17 protein-coding genes are annotated in these 16531 nt (G+C 61.9%); 8 read left to right on the top strand and 9 right to left on the bottom strand.

The window, feature by feature from the left end; genetic code table 11:
- Positions 1–342 precede the first annotated feature (342 nt).
- From P0R31_RS12190 to P0R31_RS12200, 3 genes are all read left to right on the top strand, one after another.
- The gene (locus P0R31_RS12190; protein WP_275514276.1) at positions 343–633 is read left to right on the top strand and encodes a hypothetical protein; all 291 of its coding nucleotides are present in this window, start codon (positions 343–345) and stop codon (positions 631–633) included.
- 299 nt (positions 634–932) lie between these two features.
- Positions 933–1661: a hypothetical protein gene (locus tag P0R31_RS12195; RefSeq protein WP_275514277.1), complete on the top strand. Its 729-nt coding sequence runs from the start codon at positions 933–935 to the stop codon at positions 1659–1661.
- Between the two features lie 247 nt (positions 1662–1908).
- Complete coding sequence (locus P0R31_RS12200) at positions 1909–2205, top strand: hypothetical protein (RefSeq protein WP_275514278.1); 297 nt, start codon at positions 1909–1911, stop codon at positions 2203–2205.
- 295 nt (positions 2206–2500) lie between these two features.
- Here P0R31_RS12200 and P0R31_RS12205 read toward each other — a convergent pair whose 3' ends face one another.
- On the bottom strand, positions 2501–3679 hold the full coding sequence (locus P0R31_RS12205; RefSeq protein ID WP_275514279.1) for a hypothetical protein: 1179 nt from the start codon (positions 3677–3679) through the stop codon (positions 2501–2503).
- A 1195-nt stretch (positions 3680–4874) separates the two neighbouring features.
- Entirely contained in the window at positions 4875–6299 is a 1425-nt protein-coding gene (locus tag P0R31_RS12210) for an APC family permease (protein ID WP_275514280.1), read from the bottom strand.
- 665 nt (positions 6300–6964) lie between these two features.
- On the opposite strand from P0R31_RS12210, the gene P0R31_RS12215 reads away from it, so the two are divergent.
- Complete coding sequence (locus tag P0R31_RS12215) at positions 6965–7936, top strand: ABC transporter substrate-binding protein (RefSeq protein ID WP_275514281.1); 972 nt, start codon at positions 6965–6967, stop codon at positions 7934–7936.
- 830 nt (positions 7937–8766) lie between these two features.
- Here P0R31_RS12215 and P0R31_RS12225 read toward each other — a convergent pair.
- Entirely contained in the window at positions 8767–9027 is a 261-nt protein-coding gene (locus P0R31_RS12225; RefSeq protein WP_036007657.1) for a hypothetical protein, read from the bottom strand.
- Positions 9028–9288: 261 nt separating this feature from the next.
- On the opposite strand from P0R31_RS12225, the gene rocF reads away from it, so the two are divergent.
- A complete protein-coding gene (gene rocF / locus P0R31_RS12230; RefSeq protein WP_275514282.1) occupies positions 9289–10266 on the top strand; it encodes an arginase in 978 nt (325 codons plus the stop codon).
- Positions 10267–10525: 259 nt separating this feature from the next.
- Here the strand turns inward: rocF and P0R31_RS12235 are convergent, their stop codons facing one another.
- Positions 10526–10942, bottom strand: a complete 417-nt coding sequence (locus P0R31_RS12235) for a hypothetical protein (protein WP_275514283.1) — start codon at positions 10940–10942, stop codon at positions 10526–10528.
- 246 nt (positions 10943–11188) lie between these two features.
- Here P0R31_RS12235 and P0R31_RS12240 point away from each other — a divergent pair, with 246 nt between their 5' ends.
- From P0R31_RS12240 to P0R31_RS12250, 3 genes are all read left to right on the top strand, one after another.
- A complete protein-coding gene (locus P0R31_RS12240) occupies positions 11189–11398 on the top strand; it encodes a hypothetical protein (RefSeq protein WP_275514284.1) in 210 nt (69 codons plus the stop codon).
- 5 nt (positions 11399–11403) lie between these two features.
- Complete coding sequence (locus tag P0R31_RS12245; protein ID WP_275514285.1) at positions 11404–11526, top strand: hypothetical protein; 123 nt, start codon at positions 11404–11406, stop codon at positions 11524–11526.
- Positions 11527–11693: 167 nt separating this feature from the next.
- A complete protein-coding gene (locus tag P0R31_RS12250) occupies positions 11694–11972 on the top strand; it encodes a hypothetical protein (RefSeq protein ID WP_036028856.1) in 279 nt (92 codons plus the stop codon).
- A gap of 298 nt (positions 11973–12270) precedes the next feature.
- On the opposite strand, the gene P0R31_RS12255 is transcribed toward P0R31_RS12250, so the two are convergent.
- The 5 genes from P0R31_RS12255 to P0R31_RS12275 form a co-directional block, all read right to left on the bottom strand.
- The gene (locus P0R31_RS12255; RefSeq protein WP_275514286.1) at positions 12271–13485 is read right to left on the bottom strand and encodes a mandelate racemase/muconate lactonizing enzyme family protein; all 1215 of its coding nucleotides are present in this window, start codon (positions 13483–13485) and stop codon (positions 12271–12273) included.
- A gap of 138 nt (positions 13486–13623) precedes the next feature.
- Positions 13624–14910, bottom strand: coding sequence for an NRAMP family divalent metal transporter (locus tag P0R31_RS12260; protein WP_275514287.1), 1287 nt, complete (start codon positions 14908–14910; stop codon positions 13624–13626).
- A gap of 148 nt (positions 14911–15058) precedes the next feature.
- Positions 15059–15244 carry a hypothetical protein gene (locus tag P0R31_RS12265; protein WP_036007759.1) on the bottom strand — a complete coding sequence of 62 codons (186 nt, stop codon included), beginning with the start codon at positions 15242–15244 and terminating at the stop codon, positions 15059–15061.
- Between the two features lie 220 nt (positions 15245–15464).
- Complete coding sequence (locus tag P0R31_RS12270) at positions 15465–16085, bottom strand: hypothetical protein (protein ID WP_275514288.1); 621 nt, start codon at positions 16083–16085, stop codon at positions 15465–15467.
- A 37-nt stretch (positions 16086–16122) separates the two neighbouring features.
- Complete coding sequence (locus P0R31_RS12275) at positions 16123–16443, bottom strand: hypothetical protein (RefSeq protein WP_225175191.1); 321 nt, start codon at positions 16441–16443, stop codon at positions 16123–16125.
- Positions 16444–16531: the final 88 nt, after the last annotated feature.

Below are 16531 nucleotides of genomic sequence, written 5' to 3' on the forward strand. Positions count from 1 at the left end.
TCCGAAAGTGGCGGCCGAAATGGCGCTCTCCGTCCTGGCCTACAATCTGACACGGGTCATGAACATCGTCGGGATCAAGCCGCTGATGGCTGCGATCGCGGCCTGACACCAAGCGATCATGACTTCCCGCTCGACTGCCTAGCGACCGGCGTTTTGACACGACCAAGACCCGTAGCTGACCTATGCGGACGGTGGGGCCGCGCCGGTAGATGACCGTTGAATCTGGAGAAGCCGCCTCACTAGGGCGGCCTCTCGTAACTTCCGCTACTTGTCCTTAGCCGAAGTGCAGCGGACGTCGCGGTTGTGTGAATTAGATAACACATCCTTTAAGAGAAGTTCATTATGATCGATCGTTGGGCAAGCCAACGGGGACGGTTATTGGCAAGCGAGCAGGCGGACGTTGCTCACGTCCCATCGGCAACGACACGAGCGCAATATGTTCAGCGGAGCAAGGAGAGTGCGCTCGCGCTTCTCAGAGCCGGCCAGATACAGGAAGCGGTCGCCTCGATGATGATGGCCATGCGGAAGTATCCGGACTGCGAAGCGCCTCACGAAGTCAACATGATCGCTATCCTCGCCGTCGCTGATGGTGACATAGCCCTGGCGCGAGCCTACATTGATGGTTTTCACTGACAGTCTTCGGCATCCTACAAATCTGCTTCTGGCCCGTGGCTGACCTCTGCCCAGTGCGCAGCCAGGTCCGCTTCCGAGAGGTGAGCTGACGAAGCTCATATCGGGGCCGAGGGCAGCCTTTGACCCGAAGCCGACATGGCTTTGTAGTGCCGCGCGGCCATTTGGCCAAAATTGATGCAATCAGTTTCTTTCTTCGCAACTCGTTCTAGTTAAGGTAGAGCAACATCATTCTACGCCGACGCGGGAGCAGAAACATCTATAGCGCTTACCTTGCGACATCTCTCCTGATATCTCAGCTCGTGTTCTATGGCTCAATCGGTGGCTCGGTCTACGCGGTTTATCTAGCTCTCCGCTGGCGGCTGTATGTGCCGGCGCTATTTTTGGCTGCGACCGTTGGTTTTCCGGCTTTGAGCTACCTCTATCACTTTGTTGACGGGACTGTTGTGGCTCCCGCTTTACGCAAGTCGGAGGTCGCGTCTTGGCGACGAGTGACCATCACCCGAGACAATAGGCCTCGTGTTTTCGTCGATACGTGGAGCACCGATAGCCATGTGCCAAAGGCTTTGGTCGCACTCGGCCGGTTCGAACGGGCGTACGGCCGCCTTGGCGACGAGTGGTACTATTTTGAGCGAACGCCAGGTACCGTATGCGCTGAAGATCACTACGACGCCCGCATGCTTGATCGAATGCGCAAGCCCTTAACGTGCGTGTCAGCTACAAAGACCGGCCGGCGGGTGGACCTCCGGAAGTTAAATATTCCCGAGCTCGCCGAGCCCCGCCTGCTGCTGTTCGCAGATAGAGACGCGCCGTCGCATTACCCAAACGATACGACTAACACTCTGGAGCTTAGGCTGGTTTCAGATCAGGCCAATCAGCTGGTCTCTTTCTGGGAGACGCCGTACTTTACAATTCCAATGTTCCCGCCGAATTTGAACCTTGACGGGTGGTTTAAGGTTTCCGTTGCTGCGGGTCACACGCGGCGTCCCGAGGAAGTCAAGTTCGTTATCGACGCTCTCAATGGGACCTAACGCTCGGGTCGGCTTTCCGCTTGTGGCCCGCGGCTGACCTCAGCTGAAAGCTCTGGGATGTCCGCTTCATGCAGCTGACCCGGCAGGGTCATGCCGGGTACCGAGAGCAGCCTTTGACCCGAAGCGGATTTCGTGCGCATCGCGCCCAGTTAGGAAACCAATATCGCAATCGATAAACTTCGATCTAAGCGGCAAGCCCTTCTCTAGGACCTGGCCAGTACCAACTAGGGAGCAAAGGACTGTGGCCATGTATTTCCTCACTGCTTGCCTGATGGTGGTCGTTTTGAGTGCCGCAGTGGCGTACCGTCGAGCTGGATCGCTGCCACGAAACCTTCAGGGACGGCTCGACCGCCAGCAGCGGCTTGCGGCGATTTGGCCCGCTATGTGTGCAGCAATTTGTGCACTGGGGCTGCTCGGACTTCACCATGTTCGAGGCTGGCACGAACCCGGTCCCCTCGAAACGGACTATCTCCTCATGCTTCTCCTGCTTGTCAGCTCTTTCTTTGGTGGTTGGTTTCTTGGCATCATTGGCTGGATTGATTGACGGCCGACAAGCTCCCATGATCTTGGCATTGTCCGTTGTTGGCCCTTCGGGTCAGGCTGCCTCCACGTCGTTCTGTCCGACGCTGGGGACAGACCGGACCTCGCCGTGCGGGGGCCGAACCGCGCGCTTTTGACCCAAAGCAGACCAACTCAGCAGCGCGGCGACCCTCGATGTGTCTTCCGTTGACTCGTCGGCGACCGTCGGGCTGCTTAGACTTGCATGATGTTGTGCAGCCTGCGGGCTAGGGCGCTTCGAATACGTCGGGCACGGCCTTCGCGCCAGCCACAATATGACGCTAGACGATGAAGTCCGTCGCATGCAGGTCCGCCGTTTGGACTCCCTGCAGCGTTATCGTATCGCTGGCGGTCAGGTGGATCACAGCGTTGCCGGAGCCGTTGTCGCTGATCAAGCTTTTCAGCGCGGTCCAGTCCACAAATCCATAATCCCGCACGTCGATCAGATCGTGCTCGACCGCTGCGCTGCCGACAATGATATTGCCTTGATTGAAGTCATGGATCAGCTCCTGGCCTGAGCCCTTGTCGAACGCAAAGGTGTCGCTGTTCGGTCCGCCCCACATCTCGTCATTGCCGCCTTTGCCGTTCAGGATGTCCCTTCCGCCCGTGATCGAACCCGGCGCGGCTGGATAGTAGTGCCGGGCGTCACCAACCAGAATGTCGGCGTGCGATCCGCCCGTGAGGACGTCGTTGCCGCCATGCGCGTTGCCGAACATGGAAAAGGCATCGCCGACCATCAGGAAGGAATAGAAGTGAAGGTTGCCGTGGAGATCGACGACGGTCAGGGTATCGTTCCCGCCACGTGCATCTCCTGAAAGCTCATGCGCATCGCCGTACAGGTTTCCGCCTCCGGTCTGCGCTTCCTTCCCGATCGTGAAGGTGAGGTCGTCATTGCCGCCCTGCGCATGGTCGGCTAGGCCGAGAGCGTCGCCGTACAGAACTGCCGAACCGGTCAGGCTGGTCTGATGAGCGGCCATCGTGTCGTTGCCGCCATGAGCGTCCCCGGACATGCTGCCGCCATCGCCGACCAGCGTGTTCAATGACCTGCCGCCGAACACGCCAATGACGGTATCATTGCCGCCCTGCGCGTGGTCGGACATGGCGCCCTCCGCATCGCCGTAGAGCGAGAAGCCGTTGCGAATCGAGTTCGTGCTGTCGCCGATGACCGTGTCGTTACCGCCTTTGGCATGGCCAGACATGGATTGCGCATCACCGTCGACAATGACGGTGTTGAGCGAGCCCGCGATGTTCACCCTGAGTGTGTCGTTGCCGCCTCGGGAATGATCCAGCAAGGTCGCAGTATCGCCCACCAGATTGAGGGACGTCATGCTCTCGACGCTGACTGTCATGATATCGTTGCCGCCATGCGCGTTGGCGGGGAAATCAGGATCGCCGAACAGGGTTTCGAAACTGATATCCGGGACGGACAGCGTGATCGTGTCGTTGGGCAAACGGCGCATGGCAACTCCGATTCATTGTGCAAAGCGGTCATAAAGAGTTTCGCTTGCGAAGCACGGCAACCGCGCTTCGTGGTCCACGCTAACCCGGGTAGATGACGGAGATTTGCCGATATGTGGACATGAATGCGACGACCAAGCGCTCGCGGGGAACCAGTCTTTCGTCATTCGACGAAACTGGAGACCGGGCTCCTCTCCCTGGCTGCTGACTGGCTCGGGGCCCAAGTCTCCGGCTTCGTTCCTGTGCTTCTCGGAGCGAAGAACCAATCAGTACCCACCAGAACGTTGAAGGTCGGGGGCCGTTACGACCACCGAGCGACAACGTGCTTAATGCGCGTCAAGCTTTGCTTAACATCATTAGGCTGCGTCGTCATGGCTAGCAGCGGAAGTGCCAAAATTTCCGACTGGACAGCGGAAGAGCTGGCACGACTGGTTCAGCTCGCTAGAAGCAAGGCAACCGCCGCGCGGGTAGCTAGGCTGCTGGATCGGCGAGTTGGTTCGGTGCGTCGCCAGGCGCGGCAGCTCGGGATACTTCTCTACAAGGAAACGCCGCAGCTTCGAAAGACCGTCAGTTCTTTCTCGCAGAGGACGTGACGCCTACAATGGTTCGTTGGCGCCGTTCCCGCAGGAGAAATTTCGCGGCAATTATGTCTCCAACGCGCCCTTAAATGAAAAGTACGCAGCTGAACCGTCTCAAACCGAAGTCCGCCCTGTTGCCTGAAGCCATGCCCGCATTGATCCGGTTCGGTGATCTGAACGATCAGTGTCACGCTCGTCGATCCACACGATCTCGCTGCGAGCTTTGGTCGAGGTGTGATCCTCAAAGGCGCTACTATCGAGATCACCGACGATCCGATCACCCATGGTATCGAAGATCGATTGCCTTGGCTGAGGTCGAGCAAAGTTGCTGAGTATTTGTTTCCCAATCCGACCCATCAACCGCCGCCAGATGCTCGAGAGGTCAGACATCTCAGTTATGACGATTTCAGGAGATTGCCCCGATGACCGATATCGGCCGGGTGCGTGATGGAGCAATTTGGGACTTCCGCTTCTGGCCCGTAGCTGACCTTCCCGGCGATGCTCGCTGAGGATCGCTTCTGGCCCTTAGCCGACCTTGGCACGCTGCCAGCCGACCGTCAGCTTTTGCCCTATAGCCGACCTCGCCGCGTCGGACAGCATCGCACCACCCGAGCTGCAGCTAGTTCACAGGTCCCCGGCCGCCGATCGTCTCCATGTCTGGCTCCTCGGGCCTGACGCCTTGGGCGCGGTTGACCATCGTGGTGATCGCCCAGAGCACGACACCGATGGCGATCAAGACCCCCGCGACGTGGTACTGAACCATCGCCCGTCCGGTCCATGGCCCGGCGAGGAATGCGCAGGAGATTGCCCCCAGCACCGGCAGGATCGTCGGCGTGCGAAAATGGCCGTGCGCGACGCTATCATTGCGCAGCACCAACACCGCGATATTGACCACCGTAAACACGCAGAGCAGCAGCAGCGCGGTCGTTCCGCCGAGCGCAGGCACTTCGCCGACGAAGGTGATCAGTGCGAACGCCAGCAGCGTGGTGAAGCCGATCGCGATATAGGGCGTGCGCCGACGCGCATGCACCTTGCCAAGCAACGGCGGCAGCACATGCTCGCGGCTCATGCCGTAGACGAGTCGGCTCGCCATCAGCATGTTGATCAGCGCGGAGTTGGCGACCGCAAACATGGTGATGAAGCCGAAGATCCAGACCGGAAAGTTCGGCGCGCCGGCCTGCACCACTTTCAACAGCGGCGTCTCTCCTGCGCCGAGCTGCTCCGGCGGAACCAGCGTAATCGCCGAGATCGAGACCAGCACGTAGATTGCGCCCGTGATGAATAGGCCGGCGAGCAGCACTTTTGGAAAATCCCGTGTCGGTTCCTTGCATTCCTCGGCCATATTGACGGAATCTTCGAAGCCGACCATGGCGAAGAAGGCGAGCGTGGTCGCGGCAATCACCGGCCAGACCAGACCGGTATCGCTTACCTTAAACTGCATGACACGCGAGACGTCACCCTGGCCAAGGCCGATCGCCCACAGGCCGATGAAGATGATGATCAGCAGGCCGGTTAGCTCGACGCAAGTCAGAACAACGTTCGCTTTCACACTTTCGCCGACGCCGCGGAAGTTGACCGCGGCAACTACCGCCATGAAGACGAGACCAGTCATGGTGATGCCGAACCCCGACAAGCCCAGGCCAAGCGCGCTCGACATGTTTGCAGAGAAAGCTCGAGAGGCAGTGGAAGCGGAGGTAATCCCCGAGCACATCACCGCAAACGCAACGATGAACGTTAAAAAATGGATGCCGAACGCCTTGTGGGTGTAGAGCGCGGCGCCTGCGGCCTTCGGATACTTGGTGACGAGTTCGAGATAGCTCAGCGCAGTGATCAGCGCCACGACGAAGGCGACGAGGAACGGCAGCCAGACGACGCCTCCCACCTGGTTGGCCACCTGGCCGGTGAGCGCATAGATGCCGGTACCGAGAATGTCGCCGACGATGAACAGCAGGAGGAGCCACGGGCCCATGACCCGGTGCAGGCTCGGCTCGGCATCGGTGGCAGGTGGAGCAGGTGTCGCGGCTTTCAAGGAAAGATCGGTCATCGCGCAGCCTCTCAACGGATCTCGCGCACGCACTCTTGTCCGCAATGCTGATACCCGCTGTTGCGACTCACGAGTGCGTCTGGCGTCATTGCCACCACACAGCGTATTGGCTTTCGCGCCGCGCGGCCAAGATTTATTGTGGGGATGATCGATCTGCGATGTGGAAAGCGCGTGCGGGTGCGAAATGGAACCCGCACCGCGCCGTTTCGAAGCATTTCAGTGGCGGGCAATTGGGACGGTAATCGAAGCCGAAGAAGGATCGGGTAACGCTTGCCTGCTTCCGCTTTTGACCTTCGGCGAAGTGGCAGCATCGCTCCACAAGGTCCGCTTATTGAGGCATGGCGGACAAGATTTGCTCTAGTTGAGCTCTTCGCATTTTGACCCATAGCCAAGCGTCGGCTTGTGGTCCTTAGCGGGTCTTGCGCAGGACGGATTGGTTTCCGAGTGTTGCCCCGAGTGCGCCACTTGGGATCTGACGATGTTGCAACAAAAGGGAGTACACAGCCGCGACAAACAACATTCCGCTTGGCCCGTTCCCGGACAACGAGACGCGGCTTCGGAGCAATATGAATTGCCCATTTTCGCTTAGCCGTCTTGTGGCAAAGTGCTAGGCATTGGAATAGATCGGCGTTCCTCCGCGGTGCTCAATGAGACGACGCGAGTTCATGGGAATGATTGGCGCCGCGGCAGCGACGTGGCCGCTCGGCGCGCGTGCGCAGCGACCGGGAAGATGGGTCTACAGGGTAGGTTATCTCGCGAGCGCGTCGCGGGAGCAAACCCTTCGTAATGTGCAGTCTTTCGAAGACGGCCTTCGCAGCCTTGGCTATCGTGTCGGCGAGAATGTCGCCATCGAGTACCGTTTTGCCGACGGGGACGTGGAGCGACTGGCGGCGCTCGCCACGGAGGTGGCCGGTCTCGGCGTGGACGTCATCGTTTCCGGAACCAATGCGACCACGGTTGCGGCCATGAAGGCGACCCGGACGATCCCGATCGTGATGGCCAACAGTGCAGAGCCGGTCAGCGCAGGACTCGTCGCCAGTCTGGCGCGCCCGGGTGGCAATGTCACCGGGTTCAGCTCGGAGCCCGGCGACGAGATCAACGGCAAGCGGCTCGAATTTCTGAAGGACACTCTGCCCCACCTCTCGCATGTGGGCATTCTGTGGAATCCAGACTTCGCGCCCAACCAGGACCGGCTGGCGTCGCTGCGCGACGCTGCCACAACGTTGGGGCTGACGCTGGTCCCGGCCGAGGCGCGCGGCCCGGGTACACTTGAACGAGCGTTCGCGACGATGGTGAGTGCGCGCGCGCAGGTGCTCGTCGTGCTGAGCGATGGGGTGCTGTTCAACCATCGCGGGCTGATTGGCGTCATCGCCGTCAGACATCGGCTGCCTGCAATCTCTGCGGTGAGAGAATACGCGGAAGCTGGCTTGCTCTTGAGCTACGGAACCGACTTGCCCGATCAGTTTCGCCGGTCTGCGATGCTGATCGACAAGATCTTCAAGGGTGCGAAACCCGGCGATCTGCCGGTCGAACGGCCCACCAAGTATGAATTTGTCATAAACCTCAAGACCGCCAAAGCGCTCGGCATCAATCTGCCACCGTCCCTGCTGACGAGGGCCGATGTCGTGATCGAGTAGCACTTCCGACGTCGCTCATTGGGTCGCTGCGAAGTGGCGGCGCATCTCACGAGGCCCCTCAGCAGGACTTCGAGAGCAGTTTGCTCACATTGACCCCTAGTTGCGTCGTGCTGCTTCATGGCACCGGATCCATGATCCTGGACTTCATGATCGGTGGGCTGGTCGATCTTCTTGCCCGCAGCAATCGCTTGGTATGCTTCGACCGCCCGGGCTTTGGTTATAGTCGGCGCGCGCGGCTCCCGAGTATGGAGCGCAGCGGCTCAAGCAGCTCCGCCCTGCGGCTCGATTAAATATTAATGTGATCGGCTATTTTAAATAAATTAAATGCTGGACCAGATTTAAATTTGGATTAGAATGAGAACCGCTTGGCGCCGGATGAACGCGTCAAGGACCTCCTAGAAGCGGCCCCCGTCATCCCGCCCTGCCGCCCTGTTCCAGGGATGGAAGGGCCGCTTCTAGGGCAAAATTGTGAGGCAAATCATGCACCTGTCACTAGGTGATTTGTTTCTCATCTCCGCAGCAACGGGTACGCTCCTCCTGATTGAGGTCGGAGTATTGATCATCGTGGGTTTGATCTGAGCCAATGAAGAAGAGCTCAGGGACGTTCGCGCAGAGATCTTCGCCGGGGGAGCTTCGCATAAGCCCCGCTTTCGTGAAGCATCAGCCAGCCCTTCTCGACCGCATAGGCAATGCCAGCGCTAAGCTCTCTGGCACTGGCCTTTAGCTGATGAGAAACGTGGCCCAACGCTGTCACTACCAACGATGGAGGGCTGAGCTTCGTCAACAGCGGCACGGCCGGCAGCGCCGCGACCACATCGGGCAACCACCCTTTACCGCCGGCGCGCCACCGCGACGCCAAACAGGAAGGCGACGAACAGGCTGGCAAGCGGTGCTTCGCGCGTGATCGCGGAAACCGTCGCGAGTGCCCCGCCGGGCTTGCGCGATTCCTCGACTGCGGAGGTGAGGCGATCGACCGCCGCGTGCAGGCCTCCGGCGACTTCACCGATGGTGCGGGAGACGTCCGCGGCCGTGTCGATGGCACGCTCGGCCATGCCGGGCTGGGACGAGGATTGCGGTATCTCCGTGCTCAAGGACGCGACCTCCTGGCGTGATGATCGAAGCCGGCACCTTTGGCTATCCGCGCGAGCGCTCGTTTTGAACAGCGGGTCTTGGTGACCTTTGGCTATCCGCGACAGGCGCCGTGATTGACGGCGGGTGCCGGCCTTGGATGGGCAATTCAGCGCAGTGAATTTTGTTCCTGATGATAAGCCGATGGTCCCGGCTCCCCGTGAAACGACGGGTGCGAATCTCTGTTAGGCTGGGGTGGCCTTTGCTGATGTCAGGAGACGGCCGTGACCGATCGGACCATGACGGATCGAGCCCGGCGCATCGCCTTGCTCGGTGCTCCCATCGACATGGGCGCTTCGCAGCGCGGCACCTTGATGGGGCCTGCGGCGCTGCGCACCGCGGGCCTTGCGACATTGCTGGAAAGCCTGGATCTCGAGGTCGTCGATTATGGCGATCTGTCGGTCGCCGAAGTCCGGGACCTCACCGACAGGCCGCCCGAAAACGCCAATCACTACCGCGAAATCCAGCGCTGGACCCGCATTCTGAGCCGCAAAGGCTATGAGATCGCGACGACTGGTGCGCTGCCGATCTTTCTCGGCGGCGATCACACGCTGTCGATGGGGTCGGTCAATGCGATGGCGCGTCATTGGCAGGAGCGCGGCCGCGACCTGTTCGTGCTCTGGCTCGACGCCCATGCCGACTACAACACGCCGGAGACGACGATCACCGCGAATATGCACGGCATGTCAGCCGCGTTCCTGTGCGGCGAGCCCGGGCTCGACGGTCTGCTCGGCGAGGATCCACGCGCTTCGATCGGTCCGGACAAGCTCGATCTGTTCGGCGCGCGCTCGATCGACAAGCTCGAGAAGGAGCTGATGCGCGCGCGCCGGATCAGGATCGTCGACATGCGCCAGATCGACGAGTTCGGCGTCGCCGTCCTGATCCGCCGCGTCATCGAACGGGTCAAGGCGAGCAATGGCGTGCTGCACGTCAGCTTCGACGTCGATTTCCTCGATCCCTGCGTAGCGCCGGGGGTCGGCACCACCGTGCCGGGGGGTGCCACATACCGGGAGGCGCACCTCATCATGGAGCTGCTGCACGATTCCGGCGTGGTCGGATCGGTCGACATCGTCGAGCTCAATCCGTTCCTGGACGAACGCGGCCGGACTGCGCGCACGGCGGTCGAGCTGATCGGCAGCTTGTTCGGTCAGCAGATCACCGACCGGCCGACGCCGAGCAATGCGATCGCACCGGGCGAGTGACGCGGCGCGTCTGAGACGGCGGCCTGTGCGCACGCCTCGTCCTTCGAGACGGCGCTTACGCGCCTCCTCAGGATCAGGCTCATCGGCGCGAGTGCCCGTTGAAATTGTGGCCGCGCACTCCGTCCTCATCCTGAGGAGCCCGCCCAAAGCGGGCGTCTCGAAGGATGGCGGCAGGGAAAACTCAGATGCGATAGCCCGGCTTCAAGAGGAAAGGCCGCGTCCATCGAGCGCGGCCTTCGTGGTGCCTGATCGGCTGCTCTCACCAATGGCGGTGGTGCCGATGCCAGTGGTGCCGAACGACCGGATAGGACCCCCCGTAATAGGCGTAGGCGGGGCGCACGACGCGGCGGTAGCGATAGCCGTAGGAAACGGGCGCCGTGTAGTAAGTGGTGGTGTAGCCACCGCCCCATCGATAGGGCTCGTCGTATCCGTAGTCGTAGGCGTAGGGGCCGCCGTAATACCCGACACCGTAGTAGCCGGGACGGCCATAGTAACCATAGCCGGGTCCCCAGCCGTAGGCGGAGGAGGCAAGGCCACCGATGACGGCGCCTGCGACCAGGCCGCCGGCGATGCCAGGTCCCCAACCTCGCCAATGCGCTTCGGCGGGAGACGTTGCTGCGATCGAGCTCAGGCCCAGAGCGCCGGCCATCAGGGCGGACATTGCAATCTTCTTCATCGACATACCTCCTACATCACATTGCCCCAGCAACAACGGGAAAAATAAGCAATGGTTGCTGCGGCCGCGGCCGCGGCAGGACAATCGCATTTGAATCTTGCACGGCACGTGACGCGCGCCGACCCAATGCAATCTGATCAAATCGCCTGGAATCATTAAATAGTCGAAGATCGGGAAAAAGCGGAAACCTTGGAACGTGGCCCTGAGTTGGCACGCGAAGAGGTTCGGCTTTTCGGGAGTGCAGGCATGGACGACGACATTGTCTTGAAGAACGCCGCGGACACCGCATGGACGGTGTACCGGGCGCGGCACCCCGAGGTCGCCGCGCACGACACAAGGCGCTGTCTGCTGGAACGCCATCTGCAGAGGAGGTGGGAAGAGCACCCAAGCGATACCGAAGAGCTCGCCTCTTTCGGGATAGCCTACCTGCACCGCCTTCCCAGGGATGAATGTTGACGTGCATGAAGATGCTCGTTGTCCGTGTGGCCCGCACGAGCACGAGGCCGAGTTGGACCCTGCTTGCGATCTCGTTTCTCATCTCGGCGACCATCGTGACGGTTTTGCGCGTCGTGTTCGAGGAATAGAGCTTGCGCCCGGAGTGCCCGAGCCGGGAACTCCACCCAGCAACCCCGTCGCCTCGCGCGAGACCACGACCGGCGCGGCATCGCCCAACGCTATAAGCCGCAACAGTAGGGGAACCGGAGGGTGCTCGACCGAATTAACCTGCGATAGGAAAATTGCGGACCCTTCGATGACATATGGTCGCTTCGCGTACTCCATGTCCAGAGCCCTGCGTCACCCCGGCGTGATGGCGTTGATCGTGGCGGGCGTGACGATTGCGGCCATGCTGATCGTCGACCACGGCCCGTGGAGCCGGGCCAAGACACAGCCGGCCCACGTCGCGATGTACGCGACCACAGGCGAGGCGGCACGGGCCGCTGGCGCCCTGGTGCTCCCGACCGATCCGAAATCGCCGATCGAGCCGCAGCGGCCGAAGACGTCTCCAACCGTCAATCCCGTGACGCCCTAAAGCGTGATGCGATTAGGGAGGTGCGCTCCCTCTCCCGCCTGCGGGAGAGGGGTGAGGGTGTTTCCGCAATGGCACAATCCCCAAGTGGAGAAAGCCCTCACCCGGCGCGCGGGACGATGCTTCGCATCCCCCGGACGCGCCGACCTCTCCCGCAAGCGGGAGAGGTGAGAGCCCGCGGCAATCGGCTCGACCTGAAGCCATTCCGCTTGAGGTTCTTGTTTGAGCATGATCTTTTCGGATAACCGCAACGCACTTTGCGCTAACGCGGCCCTCCGGGTCTGGATCATGCTCCAGCTTCTCAGCTCTTGCGGCCGTAGTTGAGGAGCCCGGCACTCGTCTTCGGCGGATGGGCCCGCAAGGCTTCCTCGTTCGGCTCGGTGCCCCAGCCGGGCCGGTTCGGGATGATGAGATGGCCGTTCTCGATCTCGGGCTCGTGGGTGAACAACTCGCGGTCCCAGGACAGCCGATCGATGTCGATCTCCATGATGCGCAGGTTCGGCACCGCGGCGCAGAAATGCGCGTTCATCATCGAGCAGAGGTGGCCGTAGAAATTGTGCGGGGCGACGTTGACCTCGAAGGCTTCGGCCGCCGCTGCGATCTTCATCGACTGCCAGACGCCGTTCCAGGGCGTGTCGATGATCGCGACATCCATGGCCTGCGCGTGGAAATAGGGCAGGAATTCGCGCAAGGAGAGCAGCGTCTCGCAGGACGAGATCGGGTGCGGGCTTTGCTTGCGGATATAGCCGAGCGCTTCCGGATTGAAGCTGTCGATCTCGACCCAGAACATGTCGAGGTCGGCGATGGTACGCAGGATCTTCAAGTAGCCTTCGGTCTTGGCGTTGAAGTTGCAGTCGAGCAGGATGTCGACGTCGGGGCCGGCGCCGTCGCGGATCGCTTCCAGATGCATGTGCAGGTCGCGCAGGATCTTGCGGTCGACATTGATCTCGGGCGCGAAGGGCGAGCCGAAGCCGGGGCGCCAGCCGGTCGGCTTGCCCTCGTCATAGGAGAAGATGTTGGTCTTGAGCGCGGTGAATTTCTTCTCGCGCACCTCGCGCCCCATCGCCTTGACGCCGTCGAGACTTTCGATCGCCGGCTTGTACCAGGACGGGTGGTTGATGCGCCACGTGGCGCAATGCGACCAGTACACCCTGACACGGTCGCGGATCTTGCCGCCGAGCAACTCATAGCAGGGGACGCCGAGCGATTTCGCCTTGGCATCGAGCAGCGCATTCTCGATCGCCCCGAGCGCCTGCGCCACCACGCCGCCGGCCGCAGGACGCGTCGCGGCGAACAATTCGGCAAAGATGCGCTCGTGCTGGAAGACGTTCTTGCCGATGACGCGCGCCGAGAGCCGCTGGATCGCGGCGCCGACGCCGGGCGAGCCAAAGCCTTCGTCGAATTCGCTCCAGCCGACGATGCCGTCCTCTGTCGTCAGCTTGACGAAATGATAGTTTCTCCAGCCGGCATCGCAGGCGAGGATCTCGAGGCTTGTTGCTTTTGATGATTTGGTCATGTCGCTCCCTGTCGCCCGGCCGGGCTTTTCTTGTCGCCCGATCTTGAGCCGGGCCCGGACCGCATTGTTAAGCCAAGCGCGGGGCGGCGGGAAGATGCAGCGATGCGGCGCGGCAGCGCGTTGGAAGCAGGCCTTGCGTCAGTCGATCACGGACGAGCCAAGCAGGGCGAGGACGGCGAGGGCCATGATTGCGGTGCCGAGCCAGCCCAGCGCGATCAGCCAGGAGCGGGCCCTGAAGCGGCCCATGATGGTGCGGTTCGAGACGATCAGCATCATCATCGCCATGATGGGGACGGCGACGATGCCGTTGAGCACCGCGCTCCACACCAGCATGTTGATCGAGTCGATGCCGGTGAAGCCGAGGCCGAAGCCGATCAGGGTTGCCGCGGCGATGATGGTGTAGAAGCCGGCCGCTTCGTCCGGCTTGGCCTCCAGCGTGGCGCGCCAGCCGAAGATCTCGGCAACGCCATAGGCCGCCGAGCCCGCCAGCACGGGAATCGCGAGCAGGCCCGTGCCGATGATGCCGGTCGCAAACAGGGCGAAGGTGAAATCGCCGGCGAGCGGCCGCAGCGCTTCGGCCGCTTCAGTCGCCGAGCCGATATTGGTGATGCCGTTGGCGTGCAGGACCGATGCGGTGGTCAGGATGATGAAGAAGGCGATGCCGTTCGAGAGCAGCATGCCGGAGATGGTGTCCGTCTTGATGCGGTCGAGCTCGTGGTCGCCGCCGCGCTTGAGCTGGCGAAGCGGCTTGTCGCGCTCGCCCTGGTTCATCTCCTCGACCTCCTGCGAGGCCTGCCAGAAGAACAGATAGGGGCTGATGGTGGTGCCGAGCACGGCCACGACCATCAGGAGATAGTCGGCGCTGACGTTCGCCTTCGGCCACACCGCGGCGAGCAGCGCCGTGCTCCAGGGGATCTGCACCGTGAAGGCGGTCGCGACATAGGCGAACAGCGCCAGCGTGAGGAATTTCAGCACCGGCGAATAGCGGCGATAGGGCACGAACACCTGCAGCAGGGTCGAGCCGGCCGCGAAGATCAGCGCGTGCTCGTGCTTGAGGCCGCCGATGACGAGCGAGAGCGCCTCGGCCATCGCGGCGATGTCGGCGGCGATGTTGAAGGTGTTCGCGGCGACCAGCATGGAGACCAGCGCCAGCACCGCCCAGCGCGGGGCGACCTGCATGACGTTGGCGGCGAGCCCCTTGCCGGTGACGCGGCCGATCTGCGCGCTGACGAGCTGGATCGCGATCATGAACGGCGTGGTCAGAAACACGGTCCACAACAGACCGAAGCCGAATTGCGCGCCGGCCTGCGAATAGGTGGCGATCCCCGACGGGTCGTCGTCGGCAGCTCCGGTGACGAGGCCGGGCCCGAGCCTTTGCAACAGCGTCGGCGCGGATTTCGTCGGGGTGAGGGCGCTGTCGCTCATGAACTGGCTCGAACGGGGGCGGACGTCGTCTTTAGCAAATGCGAATCGAATGCCATAAGTTCCCGCTACGGAAGCGGGCGGCTGATTCCGAAAATGCTAAGTGCGTTTGCTCCGTCGGGCAAAACAGGGCTATATTGCCATCATCGGCCTACCTGATGCTGACGAACATACCCCAGGCGGCGGCCAGCGCCGCGCCGGTGAAGAGAACCACCGGGTTGTCGCAGAACGTGCCGCCATATCTGCACACGTCCGCGCCGAATTGGCCGAGCTCATGACGGCTCGCGGAATAGAACAGTCCCGACAGCACCAGCAATGCAGCGGCGACGTAATACATCGAAGGTCTCTCCGGCTTGCCCCGTCCATTCGACATGTCCCAGCATGAGGCGAAGAGATTTCACTTCGCCCAATTCGCTTTGCGGCATTTGAGATAAAGTTTGACCCGTCGGGCAAAACACTGGCAAGATAGCACCATCGACCGTGCCGGCGTGATGGCTGGTCGTCGACATAAAAAGGCCCCGCATCGCGGGGCCTTTGTCGTGTCGGGGCTCTGCTGCCTATCGCCGCACTCCATAGAGCTCGCGCTCGCGGACGATATCCTCCGGCGACAAGGGCGGGCTCGCCGCGTCGAAGTCGTTCCAGCCGGACTTCTGCCAGGCGGCGCTGCGCTCCTGAAGGTTGACCGATCGTTCGTGCAGAAGCGCATCAAGGCGCGCGCGGTCCTGGTCTGGCACCCTCGCGGACACCAGCGTGCCGCCGCGGCGGACGCCCTCGGCATAACGCGATGCGTCTTCCTTGGAGACGCCGGCCTGCGTCAGGGCGCCGACGATTCCGCCCGTGGCCGCGCCAGCAGCGGCGCCAGCCGCGGTCGAGGCGAGCCATCCGGCCGCGACCACCGGGCCGAGGCCAGGGATGGCGAGCAGGCCAAGACCTGCGAGCAGGCCGGCAGCGCCGCCGAGCCCCGCGCCGATGCCGGCACCCGTGCCGGCGCCTTCGGCGCGATCGTCCACGCCGTCGCGGTCACGATCGACCTTGCCGGAGCGTGAGCCGTACCAATTGTCCGAATTATTGGCGACGAGGCTGATGTCGGAATGCGGCACGCCGGCGCTTTCGAGTCGGGTCACGGCCCGCTCGGCATCGGCGTAATTGTCGTACAGGCGAGAGATGGTCGTCGTCATGTCTGGATCTCCTGATTTCGCGAATTTCTTGCGCGAGTTACTTGGCGGGGTTGACGTTGCCCTGGAAGTCGACGCTGACGTCGGTCTTGGTGCCGGCCTTGTCGGCCTTGCCGCGCCAGACGCCGTTGTCGTCCTTCTGCAGGCCGGAGACGTTGGAATAGCCCGCGCCCTCGATCCGCGATTTCGCCTGTCCTTCGGTGAAGCTGTTGCGGCCCGCGACCGGCGCGTTGGAGTTGTTCTGGTCGGAGCTGTTGACCGCGTTGTTGCCCGGCCCGCTTTGCGCCGGCTGCGACTGGGCGCCCGCGGGCACCGAACCGAGCAGCACCAAGGTTGCGGCCAGAACTGTCAGACGTTTCATGTTGTTGTCTCCTGCAAGTGATTGTGCCGGCGACAACAGGTGAGATTCGAAATGGTTGCTATCGTTTGAGGAGTTCGCTGCGGCTCTT

It is taken from the genome of Bradyrhizobium yuanmingense, from assembly GCF_029167105.1.
Taxonomy (GTDB): Bacteria; Pseudomonadota; Alphaproteobacteria; order Rhizobiales; family Xanthobacteraceae; genus Bradyrhizobium; species Bradyrhizobium yuanmingense_A.